This is a genomic window from Kribbella sp. CWNU-51 (genome assembly GCF_054073265.1).
Genome location: NZ_JBSXMZ010000040.1, coordinates 178082 through 198725, shown reverse-complemented (window position 1 = coordinate 198725; position 20644 = coordinate 178082). Strand labels below are relative to the sequence as shown.

19 protein-coding genes are annotated in these 20644 nt (G+C 69.3%); 10 read left to right on the top strand and 9 right to left on the bottom strand.

Going from position 1 to position 20644, the window contains the following annotated elements:
- Positions 1-97 precede the first annotated feature (97 nt).
- Together ACXC9Q_RS33380 and ACXC9Q_RS33375 are read left to right on the top strand one after the other, a co-directional pair.
- Positions 98-403, top strand: a complete 306-nt coding sequence (locus tag ACXC9Q_RS33380; protein WP_457060639.1) for an NIPSNAP family protein — start codon at positions 98-100, stop codon at positions 401-403.
- Positions 404-524: 121 nt separating this feature from the next.
- Positions 525-1703, top strand: coding sequence for a M20 family metallopeptidase (locus ACXC9Q_RS33375; RefSeq protein WP_457060638.1), 1179 nt, complete (start codon positions 525-527; stop codon positions 1701-1703).
- 6 nt (positions 1704-1709) lie between these two features.
- Here ACXC9Q_RS33375 and ACXC9Q_RS33370 read toward each other — a convergent pair whose 3' ends face one another.
- Entirely contained in the window at positions 1710-2621 is a 912-nt protein-coding gene (locus ACXC9Q_RS33370; RefSeq protein WP_457060637.1) for a cation diffusion facilitator family transporter, read from the bottom strand.
- Between the two features lie 198 nt (positions 2622-2819).
- Here ACXC9Q_RS33370 and ACXC9Q_RS33365 point away from each other — a divergent pair, with 198 nt between their 5' ends.
- Positions 2820-3152 carry an ArsR/SmtB family transcription factor gene (locus ACXC9Q_RS33365; protein WP_328521919.1) on the top strand — a complete coding sequence of 111 codons (333 nt, stop codon included), beginning with the start codon at positions 2820-2822 and terminating at the stop codon, positions 3150-3152.
- Between the two features lie 179 nt (positions 3153-3331).
- Here ACXC9Q_RS33365 and ACXC9Q_RS33360 read toward each other — a convergent pair whose 3' ends face one another.
- Positions 3332-6304 (bottom strand): FAD-binding and (Fe-S)-binding domain-containing protein, encoded by a 2973-nt coding sequence (locus ACXC9Q_RS33360; protein WP_457060636.1) that lies wholly within the window; start codon positions 6302-6304, stop codon positions 3332-3334.
- A gap of 45 nt (positions 6305-6349) precedes the next feature.
- Between ACXC9Q_RS33360 and ACXC9Q_RS33355 the strand changes: the two genes are divergently transcribed.
- The 4 genes from ACXC9Q_RS33355 to ACXC9Q_RS33340 all read left to right on the top strand — a co-directional run bounded on the left by ACXC9Q_RS33355 (position 6350) and on the right by ACXC9Q_RS33340 (position 10373).
- Entirely contained in the window at positions 6350-7078 is a 729-nt protein-coding gene (locus ACXC9Q_RS33355) for a maleate cis-trans isomerase family protein (protein WP_457060635.1), read from the top strand.
- A complete protein-coding gene (locus ACXC9Q_RS33350; RefSeq protein ID WP_457060634.1) occupies positions 7075-7722 on the top strand; it encodes a GntR family transcriptional regulator in 648 nt (215 codons plus the stop codon). Before ACXC9Q_RS33355 ends, ACXC9Q_RS33350 begins: the two co-directional genes overlap by 4 nt.
- 104 nt (positions 7723-7826) lie before the next feature.
- The gene (locus ACXC9Q_RS33345; RefSeq protein WP_457060633.1) at positions 7827-9152 is read left to right on the top strand and encodes an amidase family protein; all 1326 of its coding nucleotides are present in this window, start codon (positions 7827-7829) and stop codon (positions 9150-9152) included.
- A gap of 231 nt (positions 9153-9383) precedes the next feature.
- The gene (locus ACXC9Q_RS33340) at positions 9384-10373 is read left to right on the top strand and encodes a MerR family transcriptional regulator (RefSeq protein WP_457060632.1); all 990 of its coding nucleotides are present in this window, start codon (positions 9384-9386) and stop codon (positions 10371-10373) included.
- Between the two features lie 211 nt (positions 10374-10584).
- Here ACXC9Q_RS33340 and ACXC9Q_RS33335 read toward each other — a convergent pair whose 3' ends face one another.
- Positions 10585-11295, bottom strand: a complete 711-nt coding sequence (locus tag ACXC9Q_RS33335) for a TetR/AcrR family transcriptional regulator (protein ID WP_457060631.1) — start codon at positions 11293-11295, stop codon at positions 10585-10587.
- A gap of 97 nt (positions 11296-11392) precedes the next feature.
- Between ACXC9Q_RS33335 and ACXC9Q_RS33330 the strand changes: the two genes are divergently transcribed.
- Positions 11393-12889 (top strand): DHA2 family efflux MFS transporter permease subunit, encoded by a 1497-nt coding sequence (locus ACXC9Q_RS33330; RefSeq protein ID WP_457060630.1) that lies wholly within the window; start codon positions 11393-11395, stop codon positions 12887-12889.
- 57 nt (positions 12890-12946) lie between these two features.
- Here ACXC9Q_RS33330 and ACXC9Q_RS33325 read toward each other — a convergent pair whose 3' ends face one another.
- Both ACXC9Q_RS33325 and ACXC9Q_RS33320 read right to left on the bottom strand, forming a co-directional pair.
- Complete coding sequence (locus tag ACXC9Q_RS33325) at positions 12947-13303, bottom strand: HesB/IscA family protein (RefSeq protein WP_328521926.1); 357 nt, start codon at positions 13301-13303, stop codon at positions 12947-12949.
- 154 nt (positions 13304-13457) lie between these two features.
- Complete coding sequence (locus ACXC9Q_RS33320) at positions 13458-14696, bottom strand: glycerate kinase family protein (protein WP_457060629.1); 1239 nt, start codon at positions 14694-14696, stop codon at positions 13458-13460.
- 63 nt (positions 14697-14759) lie between these two features.
- On the opposite strand from ACXC9Q_RS33320, the gene ACXC9Q_RS33315 reads away from it, so the two are divergent.
- Positions 14760-15152: a VOC family protein gene (locus ACXC9Q_RS33315; RefSeq protein WP_457060628.1), complete on the top strand. Its 393-nt coding sequence runs from the start codon at positions 14760-14762 to the stop codon at positions 15150-15152.
- A gap of 227 nt (positions 15153-15379) precedes the next feature.
- The gene (gene nfi / locus ACXC9Q_RS33310) at positions 15380-16030 is read left to right on the top strand and encodes a deoxyribonuclease V (RefSeq protein ID WP_457060627.1); all 651 of its coding nucleotides are present in this window, start codon (positions 15380-15382) and stop codon (positions 16028-16030) included.
- Positions 16031-16056: 26 nt separating this feature from the next.
- Here the strand turns inward: nfi and ACXC9Q_RS33305 are convergent, their stop codons facing one another.
- From ACXC9Q_RS33305 to ACXC9Q_RS33290, 4 genes are read right to left on the bottom strand one after another with little or no spacing between them, the layout of a single operon-like run.
- Complete coding sequence (locus ACXC9Q_RS33305) at positions 16057-16899, bottom strand: SRPBCC domain-containing protein (protein WP_457060626.1); 843 nt, start codon at positions 16897-16899, stop codon at positions 16057-16059.
- A complete protein-coding gene (locus tag ACXC9Q_RS33300) occupies positions 16896-17750 on the bottom strand; it encodes an FAD binding domain-containing protein (RefSeq protein ID WP_457060625.1) in 855 nt (284 codons plus the stop codon). Before ACXC9Q_RS33300 ends, ACXC9Q_RS33305 begins: the two co-directional genes overlap by 4 nt.
- Positions 17747-20131: a xanthine dehydrogenase family protein molybdopterin-binding subunit gene (locus tag ACXC9Q_RS33295; protein ID WP_457060624.1), complete on the bottom strand. Its 2385-nt coding sequence runs from the start codon at positions 20129-20131 to the stop codon at positions 17747-17749. The genes ACXC9Q_RS33300 and ACXC9Q_RS33295 overlap by 4 nt, the downstream gene beginning before the upstream one ends.
- The gene (locus tag ACXC9Q_RS33290; protein WP_328521933.1) at positions 20128-20598 is read right to left on the bottom strand and encodes a (2Fe-2S)-binding protein; all 471 of its coding nucleotides are present in this window, start codon (positions 20596-20598) and stop codon (positions 20128-20130) included. Before ACXC9Q_RS33290 ends, ACXC9Q_RS33295 begins: the two co-directional genes overlap by 4 nt.
- Between the last annotated feature and the right edge of the window lie 46 nt (positions 20599-20644).

Genomic DNA, 20644 nt, shown 5'->3' with positions numbered 1-20644 from the left:
GTCACGTCCGCCGAGCAGGTGGGGGGCGCGGCGAGGCCGTCCCGCCGGCCGCGAGACTCCAGAATGCAACCGGGCGGCGAGAGCAAGGAGGAGCGAGATGATCACGTGCGTCGTCGACTACGTCATCGATCCGGCGGAGATCGAGGCGTTCGAGGAGTTCGGCCGGCGGTGGATCGAGCTGGTCGAGCGGCATGGTGGCACTCATCACGGGTACTTCTTGCCTGCGGAAGGCGCCAGTGATCGGGCGCTTGCGTTGTTCAGTTTCCCGAGCCTGGCGGCGTACGAGAAGTACCGCACGCTGTTCGGGGTGGATCCGGATTTCGTTGCCGCGGACAAGATTCGGGACGACAGCGGGTGCGTGCTGCGTTACGACCGCAGCTTCCTCCGCCCGCTCGAGCGGTGAAGGTTTCCGGTGCCGGCCTCGGAGGACGATGCGGCGGAGTCGGCGCGGCGGTTGTTCCGGTCACGTCGTACGGCGGCCGGCGGGCCCACCTGACCGGGAAGTCGGCCTAGGCTAGGTCGGCATGAGCGTGACGTCCGCCGAGCAGGCTGTGCTGGATCGTATCGATGAGGATCTGCTGGTGCGGGTCACCACGGAACTGTTGCGGGCTCCTGGGCAGAACCCGCCCGGCGATGAGGCGGCGACAGTCGCGGTCCTGGCCGCGGCGGCCCGGGAGCTCGGGCTCGAGGTGGTCACCACGCCCGTCGAGCCCGGCCGCGACAACCTCACCATCACGCTTGCCTCCGGCAATGATGCGGGGGTGTTGCTGCTTGGGCACACGGACGTCGTGCCTGTTGGTGACGGGTGGACGACCGACCCGTTCGGCGGCGAGGTTCGCGACGGGCGGATCTACGGCCGCGGCGCCTCCGACATGAAGGGCGGCCTCGCGGCGGCCCTGGTTGCTCTCGCCGCGCTGCGCGGCACCCGCCTGAGCGGACCGATCGAGCTGGCGGCGGTCATGGACGAGGAGGAGACCGGCAAAGGCATTCGCGCGTACGTCGCCGACACCCAACGATCGTTCGTCGGGTGCATCACCGCCGAACCGACCGACCTGCAGACAATCATCGCCGCCCGGGGCGACTCGTACCTGCGCGTCGCAGTCCACGGCCGTGCCTGTCACGCCGGCAACCCGGCAGATGGCGCGAACGCGATCTACGGCGCCGCGGCAGTCGTCGCCGAGATCGAACGGCTGCACGCGATCCTTGCCGCCGACCCCCACCCACTGCTCGGCCCCGCCACCTGGAGCGTGGGTCAGATCAACGGCGGCACCGGTGGATCGATCGTCCCCGCCGAGTGCGTGATCGTCGCCGATCGCCGGCTACTCCCGGGCGAGTCGCCGGCCGCCGTACTCGACGATCTCCGTCACCGCGTCGCTGCGCTCCGGCTGGAGGACCGCGGACTGACGGTCGACCTCGACATGCCGATGGAGATGCCCGCCTTCGAGACCGCGGCCGATACCGACATCGTCCGGATCACCGAGTCCGCCCGGCTCGACGCCGGCGGTCCCGAGTTCCCGTTGGGCGGCTGGACCGCGGCGTGCGACGGCGGGTACGTCGCCCGCGATCTCGGCGTACCCGTCGTCGTCCTCGGCCCCGGCTCCGTCACCACCCAGGCTCACCGCGCGGACGAATCCGTGGCGATCCACGAGCTCGTGACGGCTGCCCGCGCGTACGCTCTCACCGCCCTGCGCCTCCTGAGCTGAGCTGGATCAGCTCCCGGCAGGACTCACGTGCACTGTGGCGCTGTGGAGTTTGGGCAGGGAGTCGGACAGGCGGTGATGGGCGTCGTGCGCGATCGCATGTGCATCGGCGAGGGTCAGGGACGGATCGACGACAACGCTCGTCTCGGCTCGGATGCGATGGCCCGTCCAGCGGAGGCGGAGGTCTTCGATCGCGGTCACGCCGGGTGTGCCACGCAGGGTGGTCTCGGCGGTGACGAGCAGCTCCGGATCGATCGCATCCATCAGCCGGCGGTAGACGTCGGTCCACGCGCTCTTCAGTACGACGAGGATCGCGACCGTGATACCGAGACCGACGAGTGGATCGGCCAGCGGGAAGCCGGCCAGTACGCCGATCGCGCCGAGCACGACCGCGAGTGAGGTGAACCCGTCGGCCCGGGCATGCAGTCCGTCCGCGACCAGCGCCGCCGAGCCGATCCGGCGGCCGACCCGGATCCGGTACGCCGCGACGAGTTCGTTGCCGGCGAATCCGACCAGACCGGCGATGATCAGAGCCGTCAGGTGCTCGGGTGGCCGCGGGTCGACGAGCCGGTGGATCGACTCGTACCCGGCGACCACTGCCGACAGTGCGATCATCCCGACGATGAAGATCCCGGCGAGATCCTCGGCGCGCCCGTACCCATAGGTGTAGCGCCGGGTTGCCGGCCGGCGCGCCAGTACGAAGGCCGCCCAGAGCGGAACCGCGGTCAACGCGTCCGAGAAGTTGTGCACGGTATCGGCGAGCAGTGCCACTGAGCCGGTGAGCGCCACGAGACTGCCCTGGGCGATCGCGGTCAGGCCGAGGCCGGCCAGGCTGAGCTTGACTGCGCGGATGCCCTCCGCACTCCCTTCGAGTGCGGCGTCGACCGACTCCGCCGCGTCATGCCGATGCGGCCTGACCATCCGCACCACCCACCCGACCGGCCCCCGCCACCCACCACCGGCCTCATGCCCATCCCCGCGACCATGATCGTGGCCGTGGTCGTGATTGTGCGATCGACCGTGATCCGCTGGAGCTCCGCGTCCTGCATCCATGAGATCATGTTATCTGCGCATCCATGCATATACGCAAGTAGGCAGATCCCGGGTAGAGTGCCGGGCATGCACTCGTCGATCGACGACTTCGAGATGCCGAACGAGGAGCAGGTGCATCTCGCCGCCGAATCCTTCCGCCTGCTCGCCGACCCGACGCGGATCCGCGTGCTGTGGGCACTCCTTCAAGGCGAATCGTCAGTCGCCTGCCTGGCCGAGCTCACCGGTGCCGCACCGGCCGCGGTCAGTCAGCACCTGGCGAAACTCCGCCTGGCCGGCCTGGTCCGCGGCCGCCGCGAAGGCACGTTCGTCTACTACTCGGCCGCCGACCACCACGTCCGCAAACTCCTCGACCAGGCCCTCTTCCACGCCGACCACCTCGACCGCGACCTCCCCAACTAGCCCCCGCACCACCCGCACCACCGCACGACCGGCGCACCGCACGACCGGCGCACCGCGCCGCCGGCCCACCGCGCCCACCACCGACGCACCGCACCACCGCACCACCGCGCGACCCCACCGCACCGCACCACCGCACCACCCGCACGACCGGGCTACCGCACCGGGCTACCGGTGCACAACTACACCCGCGGGCCGCGGTCCTCGCCTTGCGGGCGGAGCGCGGTTGCGAGGAGTTCGGCCAGGTGGTGGGCTCGGCGTGAGGTTCCGTGGGCGATCTGGGTGCGGCAGCTGAAGCCGTCGGCAAGTACGGCGGTTGCTTCGGGCAACGCTCGTACGGCGGGGAGCAGAACGCGCTCACCGATCGCCTTCGAGACGTCGTAGTGGTCGCGCTCGAACCCGAAGTTGCCGGCCAGACCGCAGCACCCGGAGTCGGGCAGGGTGGCGTCGATCCCTGCCGCCGCCATCACCCGGCGATCTGCGTCGAACCCGAGTACGGCGTGCTGGTGGCAATGCGTCTGCACCAGCGCCTCTCCACCGACATGCGGTGGTTCCCAACCCGACTCGACCAGGAACTCGGCGAAGGTGCGCGTCGCGTGCGCGGCTTGGTCGACGAGCGGATTGTCGGCAATCAGATCAGGTGCGTCGTGCCGGAGAGCCGCAGTACAACTCGGTTCGAGACCCACGATCGGCGTACCTGCGGCGAGATGCGGCCCGAGGATCCGCAGCGAACGGTTGAGGACGCGCCGGGCCTTCTTCAGCTGCCCGGTCGAGATCCAGGTCAGACCACAGCACACGGGCCTGTCCGGCAGTGCCACCTCGAACCCAGCCGCCTCCAGCACCTCGACCGCCGCCCGCCCGATCTCAGGCGCCAGGTGATCGGTGAACGTATCCGGCCACAACACCACCTTGCTGCCACCGGTCGACGAACCCCCACGAGCAGCAAACCAAGAAGTAAAGGTCCGCGGCGCGAAGGGCGGAACTTCGCGCTCGGCGGCGATCCCACCAAGCCGCTTGGTCAGCCGCGCCCTCGCAAAACGATTCGCCAGCCCCGGCACCGGCGACGCCAGCCGGGCCCACAACGGCAGCCACCCCATCGACCAATGCGACAACGGCCGCGCCCACGGGCGGCGAGCGTAGTGATGGTAGGTGAACTCGGCCTTGTACGTCGCCATGTCCACATTGACCGGGCAATCGGACAAACATCCCTTGCAGGACAGGCAAAGGTCCAACCCATCGCGTACTTCGGTCGACCGCCAGCCGTCGGCAATCACGTCGCCCTGCAGCATCTCCCAGAGCAAGTGCGCGCGGCCGCGCGTCGAATGCAGTTCGTCGTACGTCACCTGGTAGCTCGGGCACATCACGCCGCCCGAACTCTGCCGGCACTTGCCGATCCCCACACACCGGCGCTGCGCCTGCGCGAAGCCGTCCCCGTCGTCCGGATACATGAAGATTGTCGGCAATCGACGATCCTTCGCCGGCCCGTCGTGACGGATCGCCAGGTCGAGCGGCCGCGGGTCGACGATCATGCCGGGGTTCATCACCCGCGCCGGATCCCAGATCTCCTTCAGTTCCGCGAACAGCCGCACCCCGTCGGCGCCGTACATCCGGCTGAGCAACTCCGATCGCGCCCGCCCGTCGCCGTGCTCGCCGGAGACCGAACCACCCAACCCGACCACGAGCTCCGTCGCCTGCTCGACGAACTCCCGGTACGTCGCGATGCCGCGCGTACTCAACAGGTCGAAGTCGATCCGCATGTGCATGCAACCCTCACCGAAATGCCCGTACGACGCACCGGACAGACCATGCCGGCCCAGCAACTCGTCAAGGCCGCGGAGGTAAGCACCCAACCGCGCAGGCGGTACGGCGGCATCCTCCCAACCACCCCACGCCTCAGCCCCATCCGCCCGCCGAGTCGCCAGCCCAGCCGCATCCGTCCGACACCGCCACAAAACAGCCTGAGCCTCCGGATCCGTCACCAGACTGGCCGTCGCAGCCGCCCCGACCGCAAACGCGCCCGAGCCCGCGGCTCCCCCGGACGGGGCGGAGGCGGGGAGTTCGTCGAGCATGGCCTGGGCGGCGCGGGCGGCGAGCACCTCGTCGTCTCCGCCCATCTCGACGAGCAACCACGCCTTCCCGGCCGGCAACCCGGCGCTTACCGCGGCGTCGCGGACCTCCGACGGCAGGCGCTCGACCAGGTCGCTGTTGATCGACTCCATCGTCAGCGGGTGATGCCTCAACACGATCGGCACACAGTCGGCCGAACTGATCGAGTCCCCGAACCCGAGCACACACAAAACCTTTGCCTTCGGCAACTCACTCAACCGCACCGTCGCCCGCAGCGTCGCCGCCAGCCCACCTTCGCTCCCGGAGAGCAGCGCCGCCACGTTGTACCCGTACTCCGGCAACAACCGCTGCAGCGCATACCCAGAGATCTGCCGGCTGAACTGCCCGAACCTCCGCCGGATCAGCAACTCGTTCCGATCCACGAACGCCTGCAGCGCCCGGTGCACCTCCCCCTCGCGCCCGAGCCTTGCCGCACACTCAGCGCGGTCTCCAGTGGACCCGACCGTCATCCTGGTGCCGTCGGCAAGCACCACATCCAGCGATTGCAGATTGTCGGCAGTCGTCCCCCACGCCACGGAATGCGCCCCGCACGCATTGTTGGCAATCATCCCGCCGAGCGTCGCCCGGCTCCCCGACGACGGATCCGCCCCGAACGCCAAGCCGTACGGCTTCGCCGCCGCCAGCAGGTCCGTCAACACGACCCCCGGCTCGACGACCGCCGTCCGCGCGCCCGCGTCGATGTCCAGAACCCGGTTCACATGCCGCGACGCATCGATCACGACGCCACCGATCGCGTTGCCGGCCATCGACGTACCCCCGCCGCGCAGCACCACCGGCGCCCCGGCCGCCGCGGTCAGCGTGACCGCGATCGCCAACTCCTCGGCATCGGCGGGTACGACGACCAAGTCAGGTACGGCGCGATAGTTCGAACCGTCCGTCGCGTAAAGCGCCCGGGTCCGTCGGTCGTCCGCCACGGACCCCTTGAGTTCCCGGCGAAGATCGGTCGCCAGCCGCGCGACGTCGTACCCGAGACCGGAGCCCGCACGCGGATCGACTCCTCCAGCGGCGAGGTTGTCTGGGGATAGCATTGTCGACAATCTACCTATTTGCGCTCCGGTCAGCCAGGAGGACAGATGGTCACAGTAGGGCTGCTCTACCCCGGACACAGCGCGGAGGACGACTACCCGGCGCTCGAGGCGCGGCTCGACGGATCCATCCGGTTGCCGGTCGTGATCACCTCGGTCGGCGAGGACGCGCACCGGGTCGACGCCCTGCTCGACCTCGGCCGGGCCGAACGGCTCGCCGAGGGCGCTTCCGAACTCGCGGCCGAGCAACCCGACGCGGTGATGTGGGCGTGCACGTCGGGCAGTTCCGTGTTCGGGCCCGAGGGCGCGCGTATCCAGGCATCCGGGGTCGCTCAGGCGCTCGGCGTACCGGCGTCGTCGACGTCGATCGCATTCGTCCATGCGTGCCGCGCTCTCGGCGTACGGCGGGTCGCGGTCGCGGCGTCGTACCCCGAGGATGTCGCGCAGCACTTCGTTCGGTTCCTCGCCGGCAGCGGGATCGAGGTGGTCGCGATGGGCAGCCACGGGATCATCACCGCGGCGGAGGTCGGCACGCTCGCCGCGGATCGAGTGATCGCGATGGTGAAAGCCGCGGACCACCCGGACGCCGAGGCGATCCTGGTGCCGGACACGGCCATGCACACGCTGGAGATTGTCGACAATCTGAAGGCGGCGATCGGCAAGCCGGTGCTCACCGCGAACCAGGTGACGGTGTGGAAAGGGCTCGATTTGCTTGGCCCAGTACCGTCTCTGCCAAGCTTGGGCAGTCTGTTTTCATCAAGGGGGACCTACGCGTGACCAGTTACATCGAGCCGCTGACGCAGGAGTCGACGCCGAGCATCATCGCCGACAAACTGCGCAAGGCGATCGGAGCCGGCGAGCTCAAGCCCGGCGCCCAGCTCGGCGAGGCGGACCTGGCCCGCAAGCTCGGCGTCAGCCGCGGGCCGCTCCGGGAAGGCATGCAGCGGCTCACCCAGGAAGGCCTGCTGGTCCCGATCCGCAACCGCGGCCTGTTCGTCATCGACATGACAGTGGACGAGATCCGCGACATGTACCTGGCCCGCGAGGCGATCGAACGCACGGCCGCCCGTCGCGTCGTCGCCGGCGACTACGAGGCGGCTGGCGACGAACTCCTCGCCGTAGTCCGCACAATGAGCGAAGCCGAAGGCGACCCAGCCGCCGTCGGCGAAATCGACATCGCCTTCCACGAACTCCTGGTCCACCTGGCCGCCAGCCCCCGCCTGACCCGCATCCACAAAACCCTCATCACCGAAACCCGGATGTGCATCCACGCCCTCGCGGCCACCTACTCGGGCGCCGAGGCCCGCGTCGACGAACACCGACACATCGCCGAGGCCATCCGCGCCGGCGACCACCTCCAAGCCGACGACCTCCTGGCCGCCCACATGGAAGACGCCATCGCCCGCCTCACCAACCGCTAGTTAGCGGTCGGCGGTTAGCCGCAAGATGTCAGCTGGTGCCAGGTCCTTTCGGCGGCTGGTGGGTTGATTGACTCTGACACGGTGTGAGGGCGTAGACCGGCGGCATGATGACGACGGCTACGGAGATTGCGGGGCGGATTCGGCGCGGTGAGGTCACCTCGCGGGCGGTGACCGAGGACGTGCTGGCGCGGATCGCGGATGACGACGCGGTGAACGCCATCGTGGAGACACGGGCGGGGTTCGCGCTGTGGGCCGCGGATGCGGCTGATGCGGCGACCGCGGAGGGGCGCGCGATCGGACCGCTGCACGGCGTACCGATGACGATCAAGGAGTGCTTCAACGTCGCGGGGATGCGTACGACGTGGGGCAATCCGGCGTTCGCGGAGTACGTCGCGGATCGGGACGCGACTGTGGTCGAACGACTCACCCAAGCCGGCGCGATCATTGTCGGCAAGAGCAATGTCCACACGATGCTCGTGGATTTCGGGCAGACCTCGAACGAGATCTACGGGCGGACGAACAACCCGGCCGACCTCACCCGTACGCCGGGCGGCTCGAGCGGAGGTGGCGCGGCGGCGCTGGCCGCGGGACTGAGCTACCTCGAGTACGGGTCGGACCTCGTCGGGTCGATCCGGCTGCCCGCGGCGTACTGCGGTGTCTACGGGTTGAAGCCGACCACCGGACTGGTCCCACTGCAGGGATTCCAAGTGCCGGGCCCGCCGGAACTGCCGAACGAGTTCCCGAACTTGTCGACAATCGGACCACTCGCGCGATCGGCCGCGGACCTGCGGACGGCACTGCGGGTGACCGGCGGTCCGGCGGCGCCGTTCTCGTGGGAGCTTCGGCCATCGCGGCGGCAGCGGCTTGCGGACTTCCGGGTCGGCGTTGTGTCCGACCATGCGGCCGCGCCCGTGTCGAGTGAGGTCGGCGCGGTGCTGTCCGAGACGATCGACCGGCTCAGTCGGAGCGGCGCGAAGATCGTCGAGGGCTGGCCCGACGGGGTCGATCCCGAGGAGCAGGCCGAGGCGTTCGGATCCCAAGTCGAACTGTTCTTCGCGTTGCATGGCGGCGCGCCGTCGTCCGCCAGTCTCGCCGAGGTGATCGAGCAGGAGCGTCGGCGGATGGTCGCGCGGCAGAAGTGGCAGCAGTACTTCGAGGATGTCGACGTGTTCCTGTGTCCGACCAGCTTCACCGCCGCGTTCCCCCACGACGACCGGCCGTTCGAGGCGCGGACGATCAAGACGTCGTACGGCGAGCAGCGGTACGACGCTCAGGCGTTCTGGATCGCCCATGCCTCGCTGATCGGTCATCCCGCACTCAGCATGCCGATCGGGCAGACGCCGGACGGTCTGCCCGTCGGCGCGCAGGTGATCGGTCCGTGGCACGAGGACGACACCGCCATCACCTTCGCAGAACTGCTCGCCGCTTGAGTCACTCACCAGCTGGTCGAGCCGGAAGGACCCGCCGCTGGCGACGCACGAGCGCCGCTCGGATGGGAGCACACGAGCCTGGCGTCGGATGGGCGGGCGCGCGAGCGTTGCCTCGGACGGGAGCGTCGAGCCTCGGCTCAGTTGGGAGTGCGCGAGCCTCGGCTAGTTGGGAGTGCGCGAGCCTCGGTCCGGGTGGGCGTGCGTTAGCGTCGAGTTGGAAGGGAGTGGGGATTGTTCGCCATCGGGGAGTTCGCGCGGCACGGGCGGGTGTCGGTTCGGATGTTGCGGCATTACGACGCGATTGGGCTGCTCCGGCCGGCGTACGTCGATCCGACGACGGGCTATCGCAGTTACACCGCCGGGCAGTTCGCCGACCTGAACCGGATCGTCGCGTTGAAGGATCTCGGGTTCGGGCTCGAGCAGGTGCGGACGATGATCGCGGACGAGATCAGCCCGGCCGAGCTGCGCGCATTGTTGACAATCCGACGTGCGGAACTGGAGTCGACCGTCGCCGAGAGCTACGCCCGGCTTGCGCAAGTCGAGTCGCGGCTGCGTGGCATCACGGGCGACCTGCCCGCCGCCGACGTCGTGATCAAGGAACTGCCCGCGATCCGGCTGGTCGGACTGACCACGACAGCTGCGAGCTTCACGCCGGAGGACATCAGCCCGGTCGTCCGTCCCCTCTGTAACGAACTCGGCTGCCGGCTCCCCGATGCCGATGTCCGACCGGTCGGCCGCTTGACGTGTCTGTACGAACGGTCGCGACCGCAGTCGGGTGAGAACGAGGACGAGGTCGTCGTACGCGCGACTGTCCCGGCCACTGTCGATGCCGGCAGCAACCTGAAGGGGGCTGACAGCAACCAGGAGGTGGCCGGCGGCAACACCGAACGGGCTCGTGGCGACGCGGAACGGGTTGTCGGCGACGCGGAACGGCCAGGCGGCAACGCGCAACGGACCGGTGGCAAGGCGCAACGGGCTGGTGGCGACCTCAATGGGCTTGAGGTGATTGATCTGCCAGCGGTGCGTGCTGCGACGCTGGTGTATCGCGGGCCGATCGACCAGGTGCTGCCTGCGTGGCAGGCGCTGGCTCGCTGGATCGACGACAACGGCTATCGGTCCAGGGAGCCTGCGCGGGAGCTGTACCTCGACTGTCCGGACGACCCGGCTGACTGGGTCACCGAACTCCAAGAGCCGATCGAGCCGTCAAGCCTTGGCGAGTAGTCAGGCTGTGGCGAGTAGTCAGGCTGTGGCGAGTAGTCAGGCTGTGGCATGCAGCCAGGCATCGGCGAATAGGTAGACCCGACGAAGGTGCGGCCGCAGCGCGGGGCTGGGATTGCGGCTCTTTCGGCGAGGTCGGGTAGGGCGCCGCGCAGGCCGGGAGAGGCCGGACGCGGCGCGGGGCTGGGGCTGGGAGCGCGGGCTGGGGCTGGGGTTATGGGGTTTCGGCTAGGGCGGCTAGGCCGGCGACTATGACGGTGAGGCCGAATTCGAAGCGGGCGTCGGTGTTGGCGCCGGAGGTGAGCGGGCCCGCGAGGGCGATGGTCAGGGGGTAGCGGTCGGCGGGGAGGGAGGCGAAGAAGTTGCGGAGGCCGGCGATGAAGCTTTCGACGTCTGCTTCGGTCCAGCCGGCGGCTCCCTGCACGCTCTCCTCGAAGGCGATCGCCGTGACGTAGAGCGGGATCAGGTCGACGGCCCAGGCGGCGGCCTGGTCGGGAAGGTTGCCGGCCTTGAGGATGCCGAGGATCCGTTCGGTGCTGAGCAGGGCCCGCTCCCCCAGCGGTACCTGACCGATCGCGGCTCGGGCGACGCCCGGGTTGGCCCGCATCACCCGAAGCAGTTCACGCATCGCGTCCTTCAGTTGCTCCTGCCAGCGCTCCGGATCCGGCGTCTCCGGGAGCTTCATGTCCTGCGCCGCGCGGTCGACCAGCAGCTGATCGAGCTCCTTCTTGTTCGCGACGTGCGCGTAGAGCGACGCAGGTCCGGTCCCGAGCGCCGAGGCGACCTTGCGCATGGACACGGCCTCGTACCCCTGCTCGACCAGCACCCGCATGGCCGCGTCGACGATCCGCTCCCGGGTCAGCGGCGCGCGGGCCGCGCGGACGGGCTTCTCGGGACTGATCGGCTGCCACGGCGACTGGGTCATGGCCCCACTGTAGCGAACACCGTACTTGACAAGAACACTGTTCGCACGTAGAACAGTGTTCGTCAACGAACACCGTTCGCAATTTCAGGAGCCACCGATGAGCACCTCGACCGCCACCTCCTCGGCCGACCCGGCCACGCCTGTCACCCCGGCCACCCCGGCCAACCCGGCCGCCCAACCACCGACCGGCTCCGCGAGTACGCCGTACCGCTGGCGCTGGCTCGTCCTCGCGACCGTGCTGATCGCCGAGATCATGGACCTGGTCGACGCGACGATCGTCAACATCGCGGCGCCGTCGATCCGGGCCGAGCTGGGCGGGTCGGAGTCGGCGATGCAGTGGATGCTGGCCGGCTACACGCTGGCGTTCGCGATCGGGCTGATCAGCTTCGGCCGGCTCGGCGACCTGGTCGGCCGGCGACGGCTTTTCCTGATCGGCGCCGTCGGGTTCACGGTCGCCTCCGTGATCTGCGGATTGTCGACAAGCCCTGAGCTGCTGATCGGCAGTCGGGTCGCGCAAGGTCTGCTCGGCGCGGTGATGATCCCGCAGGGCTTCGCGATCCTGAAGGCGGTCTTCCCGGCGGAAGAGATCGGCAAGGCGTTCGCGATGTTCGGACCGGTGATGGGCCTGTCGGCGGTGGCCGGGCCGATCATCGCCGGTGCCCTGATCGACGCGAACTGGTTCGACGCCGGCTGGCGGATGATCTTCTTCATCAACGTCCCGATCGGCATCGCGGCCCTGGTCGGCGCGCTCCGGTTCATGCCCGAGGTGAAAACGCCGGGCGCGTCCCGGCTCGACGCGGCCGGTGTGATCCTGGTCAGCCTCGCGTCCGGTCTGCTGATCTACCCCCTGGTCCAGGGCCGCGAGCTCGGCTGGCCGTTGTGGACAATCCTGATGATGGTCGCGTCGGTGCCGACGTTCGTCCTGTTCGGCCGGCGTGAGCGCCGGTCCGGCAACCCGGTGATCGACCCGTCCCTGTTCCGCAACCGCGGGTACGTCGCCGGACTCGGCGTGATCACCACGTTCTTCCTGGCGATGTCCGGCTTCATGCTGGTCTTCAACCTGTTCACCCAGCTCGGACTGCACTACAGCCCGCTGAAGGCCGGCCTCGCGATGGTGCCGTTCTCGCTCGGGATCGCGATCGGCGCGCCGCTGTCCGGCGGCCTGCTCGCTCCGAAGCTCGGCCGGAAGGCGCTACAGCTGGGCGTCGCGGTGATGACGCTGGCGATGGGCGGTGTCTGGTTCACCCTGCACACGTACGGCGATGCGACCACGATCTGGAATCTGGTGCCGGCGACCCTCGCCACCGGGATCGGTGCCGGCCTGGTGTTCGCGCCGCTGTTCGACATCATCCTGGCATCGATCGACGACCAGGCCGCGGGGTCGGCGTCCGGCGTACTGACCGCTGTGCAGCAGTTCGGCGGCGCGATCGGGGTCGCCGTGATCGGCACGATCTTCTTCCAGCTGCTGCCGGCGCACGCGTTCCTCGGCGCCACCAAGACGGCCGTCCTGGTCGCGATCGGGATGTTCCTGATCAGCCTCGCGGTGACCTGGCTGTTGCCGAAGCAGGCCCGCGAAGGAGCCTCGGCGCACTGATCCGGGCATGACGAAGCCCCGCTCGCCTAGTGTGGCGAGCGGGGCTTCGGCGGTAGATCAGTTGAACGAATCGCCGCAGGCGCAGGAGCCGGTGGCGTTCGGGTTGTCGATCGTGAAGCCCTGCTTCTCGATCGTGTCGACGAAGTCGATCGAGGCGCCCTTCAGGTACGGCGCGCTCATCCGGTCCGTCACGACGTTCACGCCACCGAAACCGGCGACCACATCGCCGTCGAGCTGACGCTCGTCGAAGAACAGCTGGTACCGCAGGCCGGAGCAACCACCCGGCTGCACGGCGACCCGCAGCGCGAGGTCGTCGCGACCTTCCTGCTCGAGCAGCGCCTTCACCTTGGCGGCGGCCCCGTCGGTGAGGATCACACCCGTGGCGACGGCCTGCTCGGTCTGCGCTTCAGTCATTCCTGACTCCAGTCATCTCGTGAGCGCCCGGCTGCGTGGCAGGCAGCCGTGCGCGGAAAGTCCGCTGTCATTCCGCACCAACAAGCGCCGATCCGGAACCATTCCCATGGTCGCACACCAATTTCCAGGATCAACTACCCCGGTCACAGGCTGGTCAGCGAGCCCAGGTGCGGGCAACACGCTCCGCAACCGCCGCGAGCGATCCGTGTGCATCCGCGAAGGCGCGCTCCTCGCCGACCAGGTCCACCAAGGAGTACGCCGACTCGACGCCCATCGTGCGCATCTCGCGAGCCCCGATGAGGACCTTGCCGGCCAGTACGACGCAGGGCCGCATCGCGTCGTTCGCCACCTTCGCGACCCCAGCGATCACCTTGCCGTCGCGGGACTGGAAATCGAACGCACCCTCGCCGCTGAGCACCAGGTCCACCCGCGACGCCTTCTCCTTCAGCCCGGTCAGCTCCGCGACCAGGTCGATCCCGGACACCCGCTCGGCGCCGAGCAGCAGCAGCGCGTACCCGAGCCCGCCCGCGGCGCCGGCGCCCTTCTTGTCCGCGGTCTTCCGATCGGCCAGCTCGGCGAAGTGGGTCAGCCACCCGTCAACCGGGGGCTTGCGGTCGTCGGTGATCCCCTTCTGCGTGCCGAAGATGTTGGTGGCGCCACGGAGCCCGAGCATCGGGTTCTCGACGTCACTCGCCGCGACGAACTCGATCCCCACCATCCGCGCCCGAGCCGGCTCCAGGTCCACCGAGGTCAACCCGGCCAGCCCAGCGGCCCCCGCGTCCAGCCGACCACCCGCCGCCGAATCACCGCCGCTCGCCCGCCCACCATCGGCTGCTTGACCACCGCCGGTCGTCTGACCACCATCGGCCGTCTGACCACCATCGGCCGTCTGACCACCATCGGCTGCTTGATCACCGCCGGGCGTCTGATGACCGCTGGTTGCCGTGGCGCCGAGGGCGGCGAGTAGTCCGGCGCCGGCGTCGTTCGTGCCTGAGCCGCCGAGTCCGAGGATGATCCGCTTCGCCCCGGCGTCGACCGCGGCCGCGATCAGCTGACCCACGCCGTACGTCGTCGCGTCCTCGGGCCGGCGCAGCTTCGGCTCCACGAGGTGCAACCCGCACGCCTGCGCGGTCTCGACGTACGCCGTTTCGCCCGCGAGCAGCACCGTCGCCGGGGTGTCGTCGCCGAGCGGTCCGCGAACGGTGACCGACAGCAGCGTCCCGCCGACGACCGCCGAGAGTACGTCGATGAACCCGGGCCCGCCGTCCGCCATCGGCGCCACCAGTACCTCGGCCTCCGGATCCCGCCGCCGCCATCCTTCCTCGATGGCCGCGGCCGCCTCCACGGCCGTCAACGTGCCCGCGAACTTGTCCGGCGCAATCAGCACTCGCATGCCGACATCCTCTCCTACCCCCAAGCGTTGACGGGCCTGGTGGTCGACAGTTGGATCGTCGACATGAAGACGATCCTCTTCGCGTTCCGCGTGAGTGACCTTGAGCGGTCGCTCGCCTTCTACCGGGCCGTGGGCTACACCGAGCTCAGCACCGTGCCGTTCGACGACGGCTCCAGCCTTGTCTGGCTGAAGCTCCCCGACGAACCGGCCGTGTCGCTCGAGCTCGTGCACCGGCCGGCCGACGGGTCGATCGAGACCGGCGGCTTCGAGCACTTCGCGATCGAGGTCGACTCACTCAGCGCCACCATCGACCGGCTGACCGCCGCCGGCCTCGAGCCGGCGCTGCCAGAACTCCCCGGCGGCCCGGACGGCCCGAAGACCTCCTGGCTCACCGACCCCGACGGCTACCGGATCGAACTGGTCGAGTGGCCGCCCGGCGGACCACCGCAGCTGTAGCCACTGCCTCGCCAAGAATCGTTGGCGTCATTACCGCACGTGGCTTCCCACACGGGTCAATTTCCGGGGAGAACCTCGCAGCTGCACCCTTCTACCCATCGCACACGAGGGGTGAAGGGGCCAGATCAGAGGTGAACCCCGCACCTGACTGCCGCGGCCGGCCACGGGGTGGTGGTGACTCCGGATTACTTCGCCAACCTTGCTTGACGCGGCACTGGGGTGGCTCGATGCAATCGCCGACCACCGCCGCCGAGGCGATCGCCGTGCAGGAGGAGTTGCGCGGGCTGGTCGACCGGACGGATACGGGCAGGAGTCCGCAGTACGTCGCAGGGCTCGATGTCGCGTACGACGGGGATTGGCTGTCGGCCGCAGTCGTCGTACTGGACTGGGACGCGCTCGGGGAGGTCGACCGAGCCGTGGTGTTCGGCGAGACGACATTCCCGTATGTGCCGGGCTTGTTCGCGTTCCGTGAGGTGCCCGCCTTGCTGGCCGCGTTGGACCGGCTTGGCACGACCCCCGACTTGCTGGTGTGTGACGGGCAGGGAGTGGCTCATCCGCGGCGGTTCGGGCTGGCTTGTCACCTCGGCGTACTGACGGGGATCCCGGCGATCGGGGTGGCGAAGATGGCGTTCGTGGGTTCGTACGACGAGCCGGGGTGGGAGCGGGGTGCGACCACTGAACTGGTGGATGCAGGCGAGGTGGTGGGAGCGGTGGTGCGGACACAGGACGGGGTTAAGCCTGTGTACGTGTCGGTTGGGCATCGGGTGAGTTTGCCGGCCGCCGTTCAGCACGTACTTCGGCTGACGCCGTCGTACCGGTTGCCGGAGACGACCCGCGCCGCCGACCACCTCAGTCGGCAGGCCCTGCGCGCCGGCTGACAACTTCCCCGGAACCCAGGCGTTGGTCAGCGGCGGAACAGGCGGCGGAGGATGAGGGCTAGGACGGCGCCGATGAGGTAGGGGGCGAGGCGGCGGGCCAGGACGGGGAGGAGGGTGCTGGCGAGGTTCAGGGCCGGGGCTTCGGCTGGTGCCGGGTCGGTGGCCGAGCTCGACGGTGGTGTGGCCGACATCCGCGGTGTGGTGGACGCGGTTGGCGAGGACGACTCCGCGGGCGCAGCCCCACTCGCCGCCTCCGCAGGTCGCGCCGTGCCGGCGGGTTGTGCCGAGTCGGCGGCGGGTCGTGCCGAGCCCGCGGATTGCGCCGGGCCGGCGGATTGTCCCGGGCCGGCGGATTGTCCCGGGCCGGCGGATTGGGCCGGGTCGGCGGGTTGGGCCGGGTCGGCGGGTTGTGGCGAGTCGGCAGGTGTTTTCAGTTTGGTTGTCAGGCAGGCGGTGAATTGGTCCAGGAGCTGGTTGGAGACGTCCTGGATCAGGCCGCGGCCGAACTGGGCGGGGCGGCCGGTGATGGTGAGGTCGGTGCCGACGGTGACCTCGGTGGAGTCCGGGCCGGCCGCGGCGAGCTGGGCGGTGACGCGGGCGGTCGCGGTGCCGTTGCCGCGACGGTCCTTGCCCTTGGCCTCGATCACCGCGTGGTGATCCGCCGGATCGCGCTCCGCGAAGGCGCCGTTACCGGAGTACTGCAAGGACACCGGCCCGAGCTTCACCTTGCACGAGCCGATGAACTCGTTGCCGTCGTACGACGTCAGGGTGGCGCCGGGGAAACACGGCACCACCCGTTCGAGGTCGTTGAACGCGGCCCAGGTCTGCTCGATCGGAGCCGGTACGACGAACTTGTGCTCCAGCCTCATCCGGTACCTGCCGCAGCCAGGACCGCCCGGCGGGTGAGTACCGTCGCCAGGTGCCGCCGATAGTCCGCATCACCATTGATGTCGGTCACCGGCGACGTCCCCTCCGCGGCCCGGGCAGCGGCCTCGCGCACGGCCTCGGCGGTCGCCGGCCGGCCGATCAGCGCGTCCTCGACCGCGGCCGCCCGGATCGGCGTCGACCCCATGTTGCCGAGCGCAACGCGCGCCTCCGCGATCGAGTCGCCGTCCAGCCGGACGGCCGCCGCGACGGAGACGATCGACCACGCCTGGGCGACCCGGTTGAACTTCTCGTAGTGCGCTCCCCAACCGGTGTACTTCGGCACCCGGATCTCGACCAGCAGTTCGTCCTCGGCGAGCGCCGTACTGAACACCCCCTGGAAGAAGTCCGCCGCGGCCACGGTACGCCGACCGTCCGGCCCGGCGATCACGAACGACGCGTCGAGTGCGACCGCCACCGCGGGGAGATCACCGGCTGGATCGGCGTGGGCGAGCGAGCCGCCGAACGTGCCGCGGTGCCGGATCTGCGGATCCCCGACCGTTGCCGTCGCCAACGAAATCAACCGGGCATGCTCGCCGACCAGCGGATCGGACTGCACCGTGCTGTGCGGTGTCATCGCGCCGAGGACCAGTGCGTCGCCGTCGTCGCGGATGCCCCGCAGCTCGTCGATCTTGCCGAGGTCGACGATCGTCTCGGGCGCCGCCAGCCGCAACCGCAGCACCGGCATCAGGCTCTGCCCACCGGCCAGTACCTTCGCGTCGGAGTGCTCACGCAGCAAGGCCACCGCCTCGTCCACCGACGTCGGGCTGAAGTACTCGAACGCCGCGGGAATCATGACCGAGCTCCTTCCTGCAACGCCTTCCACACGCGGTACGGCGTACACGGCATCGCGACATCCGTCACGCCGAGATGCCGGACCGCGTCGACGATCGCATTGACAACCGCCGGCGTGGACGCGATCGTGCCGGCCTCGCCGACACCCTTCACACCCAGCTGGTTCGTCGTCGCCGGAGTCTCTGTGCGTGCCGTCTCGAACCTCGGCAGATCGGGCGCACCCGGCACCAGATACTGGTCGAACGACCCGGTGACCAGCGTGCCGGAATCGTCGTGCACCGCCTCCTCGAACAGGGCCTGCGCGATGCCCTGCGCCAAACCGCCGTGCACCTGCCCCTCGACGATCAGTGGATTGACGACCACGCCGACATCGTCGACGCTCACGTACGAGCGGATCTTCGTCTCACCGGTCTCGGTGTCGACCTCCACCGCGCACAGGTGCGTGCCGTGCGGGTACGAGAAGTCCTCCGGGTCGTGCGTCGCCTCCGCGTCGAGATGGCTCTCCGCGGACCCGCCGAGCTTGTGCGCCTGGAGGACGGCGAACGCGAGTTCGGCCAGCGTCATCCCCGCGTCCGTGCCGCGGACGCCGTAGCGCCCGGCGGAGAACTCGAGGTCGTCGACGTTTGCCTCCAGCAACTGGGCCGCGATCGGCTTCGCCTTCTCGATCACCTTGTCGGCGGCGGCCAGCACCGCCATCCCGCCGACCGCCAGCGAGCGGGACCCGTACGTGTCCAGGCCGCGCGCGGCGACCTGCGTGTCGCCGTGCAGTACTTCGACGTCCTCGAAGGCGACACCCAGCCGGTCGGCCACCAACTGGCTCCACGCGGTCTCGTGACCCTGCCCGTGTGGGCTCGTTCCAGTCACCACCTCGACCTTCCCGGTCGGCAGCATCCGGACCGACGCGTGCTCCCAGCCGCCGGCGACGTACCCCATCGAGCCGAGCCAGCGCGACGGCGCCAGCCCACACATCTCGGTGTACGTCGAGACGCCGATGCCGAGCTGGACCGGGTCGCCGGCCGCCCGGCGTTCCGCCTGCTCCTTGCGGAGTTCGTCGTACCGGAAGAGTTCGCGCGCCTTCGCGGTCGCGGCCTCGTAGTTGCCCGAGTCGTACCGCAGCCCGGACACGGTGCTGAACGGGAACTCCTCGTGCTTGATCCAGTTCCGCTCCCGGATCTCCAGCGCGTCGACGCCGACGCGGGCCGCGAGCTCGTCCATCAACCGCTCGATCGCGAACGTCGCCTCCGGCCGGCCGGCGCCACGGTATGCGTCGGTCCAGGTCAGGTTGGTGAAGACGTTCGTGATGCCGAGCTGGTACGAGGGAAACTTGTAGATCCCGTTGAACATGAATGCGCCAAGCAGCGGGATCGCCGACGTGACCAGGCCGAGGTAGGCGCCCATGTTCACGACGAGCTCGACCTTGAGGCCGGTCACCGTGCCGTCGGCGTCCGCCGCCAGCGTGACCTTCTGCCACTGGTCCCGCCCGTGGTGCCCGGACATGAACGACTCTGACCTGGTCTCGTTGTACTTGCAGGGCTTACCGGTCCGGCGGGCCGCGACGACGGTCAGCACCTCTTCCGGGGTGAACTGGAGCTTGCCGCCGAAGCCGCCGCCGACGTCCGGCGCGATCACCCGGACCTTGGACTCCGGGATGCCGAGCACCAGTGAGGTGAAGATCCGGACGAAGTGCGGCACCTGCGTGGAGGACCAGATGGTGAGCTGCTCCGGGGTCGGGTCGACGGCGATCGCCCGTGGTTCCATGAACGCCGGGATGAGCCGCTGCTGACGGATCTCCTTCTCGATCACGATCCCGCCGTCGCGGGCGGCCGCGATCGCCGCCTCGACGTCGCCGCCGGTACCGGATTCGGCCGAGTCGTACTTCCAGACCGCGGAGACATTCGTGCCGAGATCCGGATGGGCGAGCACCTCGTCCGTTGCCGCGGACCGCAGGTCGAGCATCGGCGGCAATTCCTCGTAGTCCACGTCGACGAGGTCGGCGGCGTCGTTCGCCTCAGCCGCGTTACGCGCGACGACCATGGCAACGATCTCACCCGCGAAGGCGACGTGGTCGACCGCCATGGCCGGGTGCACCGGCGCCTTCTGATCCGGGGTGACCTGCCAGGCGTTCGGCAGGGCGCCTTGCTCGTCGGCGATGTCCGCACCGGTCAGGACGGCGATCACGCCGGTGGAAGCGCGGGCCGCCGCGGTGTCGATGGCGGTGATCCGGGCGTGCGCGAACGGGCTCCGGACCATCGCGAGGTGCAGCATGCCGGGCAGGACGATGTTGTCGGTCCAGCGGGTCCGGCCGGTGATCAGGCGCGCGTCCTCCTTGCGGCGGCGCGGGGCGCCGATCTCGGTCGCCGGGCGGTCCTCGGTGGTGGTCATCGGCCACCTCCGGCGGCGGCTGCGGCCCGGACGGCCTTGACGATGTTCTGATAGCCGGTGCAGCGGCAGAGGTTGCCCTCGAGGCCGAGGCGGACCTCGTCCTCGGTGGGATCCGGATTGTCGGCAATCAGATCGATGGATTGCATGATCATGCCGGGTGTGCAGTATCCACACTGCAAGGCATGGTTCTCGTGGAAGGCCTGCTGCATCGGGTGCAGCTGCCCATCGGTCGCGAGGCCCTCGATCGTGGTCACCTCGTGCCCGTCGGCCTGGACCGCGAACAGCGAGCAGGACTTCACGCTCCGTCCGTCCAGGTGCACTGTGCAGGCGCCGCAGTTGCCGGTGTCACAGCCGACCACAGTGCCCGTCTTCCCCAGCTGCTCGCGCAGATAATGCACCAGCAGCGTGCGCGGCTCCACGTCGTCCGTGAAGCTGCTTCCGTCGACCTCGACCGTGATCCGGGTCATCGCCCCGCCTCCAGATGTCAGCAACCGCCGTACGGTTGATCCTGCT

Bases quoted from the DNA above. Each gene is read 5' to 3' on its own strand.
- nfi (WP_457060627.1), top strand. From the start codon at position 15,380: ATGCAATCGCCGACCACCGCCGCCGAGGCGATCGCCGTGCAGGAGGAG.
- ACXC9Q_RS33315 (WP_457060628.1), top strand. From the start codon at position 14,760: ATGAAGACGATCCTCTTCGCGTTCCGCGTGAGTGACCTTGAGCGGTCG.
- ACXC9Q_RS33325 (WP_328521926.1), bottom strand. From the start codon at position 13,303: ATGACTGAAGCGCAGACCGAGCAGGCCGTCGCCACGGGTGTGATCCTC.
- ACXC9Q_RS33370 (WP_457060637.1), bottom strand. From the start codon at position 2,621: ATGGTCAGGCCGCATCGGCATGACGCGGCGGAGTCGGTCGACGCCGCA.
- ACXC9Q_RS33305 (WP_457060626.1), bottom strand. From the start codon at position 16,899: ATGAGGCTGGAGCACAAGTTCGTCGTACCGGCTCCGATCGAGCAGACC.
- ACXC9Q_RS33335 (WP_457060631.1), bottom strand. From the start codon at position 11,295: ATGACCCAGTCGCCGTGGCAGCCGATCAGTCCCGAGAAGCCCGTCCGC.
- ACXC9Q_RS33330 (WP_457060630.1), top strand. From the start codon at position 11,393: ATGAGCACCTCGACCGCCACCTCCTCGGCCGACCCGGCCACGCCTGTC.
- ACXC9Q_RS33365 (WP_328521919.1), top strand. From the start codon at position 2,820: ATGCACTCGTCGATCGACGACTTCGAGATGCCGAACGAGGAGCAGGTG.
- ACXC9Q_RS33295 (WP_457060624.1), bottom strand. From the start codon at position 20,131: ATGACCACCACCGAGGACCGCCCGGCGACCGAGATCGGCGCCCCGCGC.
- ACXC9Q_RS33355 (WP_457060635.1), top strand. From the start codon at position 6,350: ATGGTCACAGTAGGGCTGCTCTACCCCGGACACAGCGCGGAGGACGAC.
- ACXC9Q_RS33375 (WP_457060638.1), top strand. From the start codon at position 525: ATGAGCGTGACGTCCGCCGAGCAGGCTGTGCTGGATCGTATCGATGAG.
- ACXC9Q_RS33300 (WP_457060625.1), bottom strand. From the start codon at position 17,750: ATGATTCCCGCGGCGTTCGAGTACTTCAGCCCGACGTCGGTGGACGAG.
- ACXC9Q_RS33320 (WP_457060629.1), bottom strand. From the start codon at position 14,696: ATGCGAGTGCTGATTGCGCCGGACAAGTTCGCGGGCACGTTGACGGCC.
- ACXC9Q_RS33380 (WP_457060639.1), top strand. From the start codon at position 98: ATGATCACGTGCGTCGTCGACTACGTCATCGATCCGGCGGAGATCGAG.
- ACXC9Q_RS33345 (WP_457060633.1), top strand. From the start codon at position 7,827: ATGATGACGACGGCTACGGAGATTGCGGGGCGGATTCGGCGCGGTGAG.
- ACXC9Q_RS33290 (WP_328521933.1), bottom strand. From the start codon at position 20,598: ATGACCCGGATCACGGTCGAGGTCGACGGAAGCAGCTTCACGGACGAC.
- ACXC9Q_RS33360 (WP_457060636.1), bottom strand. From the start codon at position 6,304: ATGCTATCCCCAGACAACCTCGCCGCTGGAGGAGTCGATCCGCGTGCG.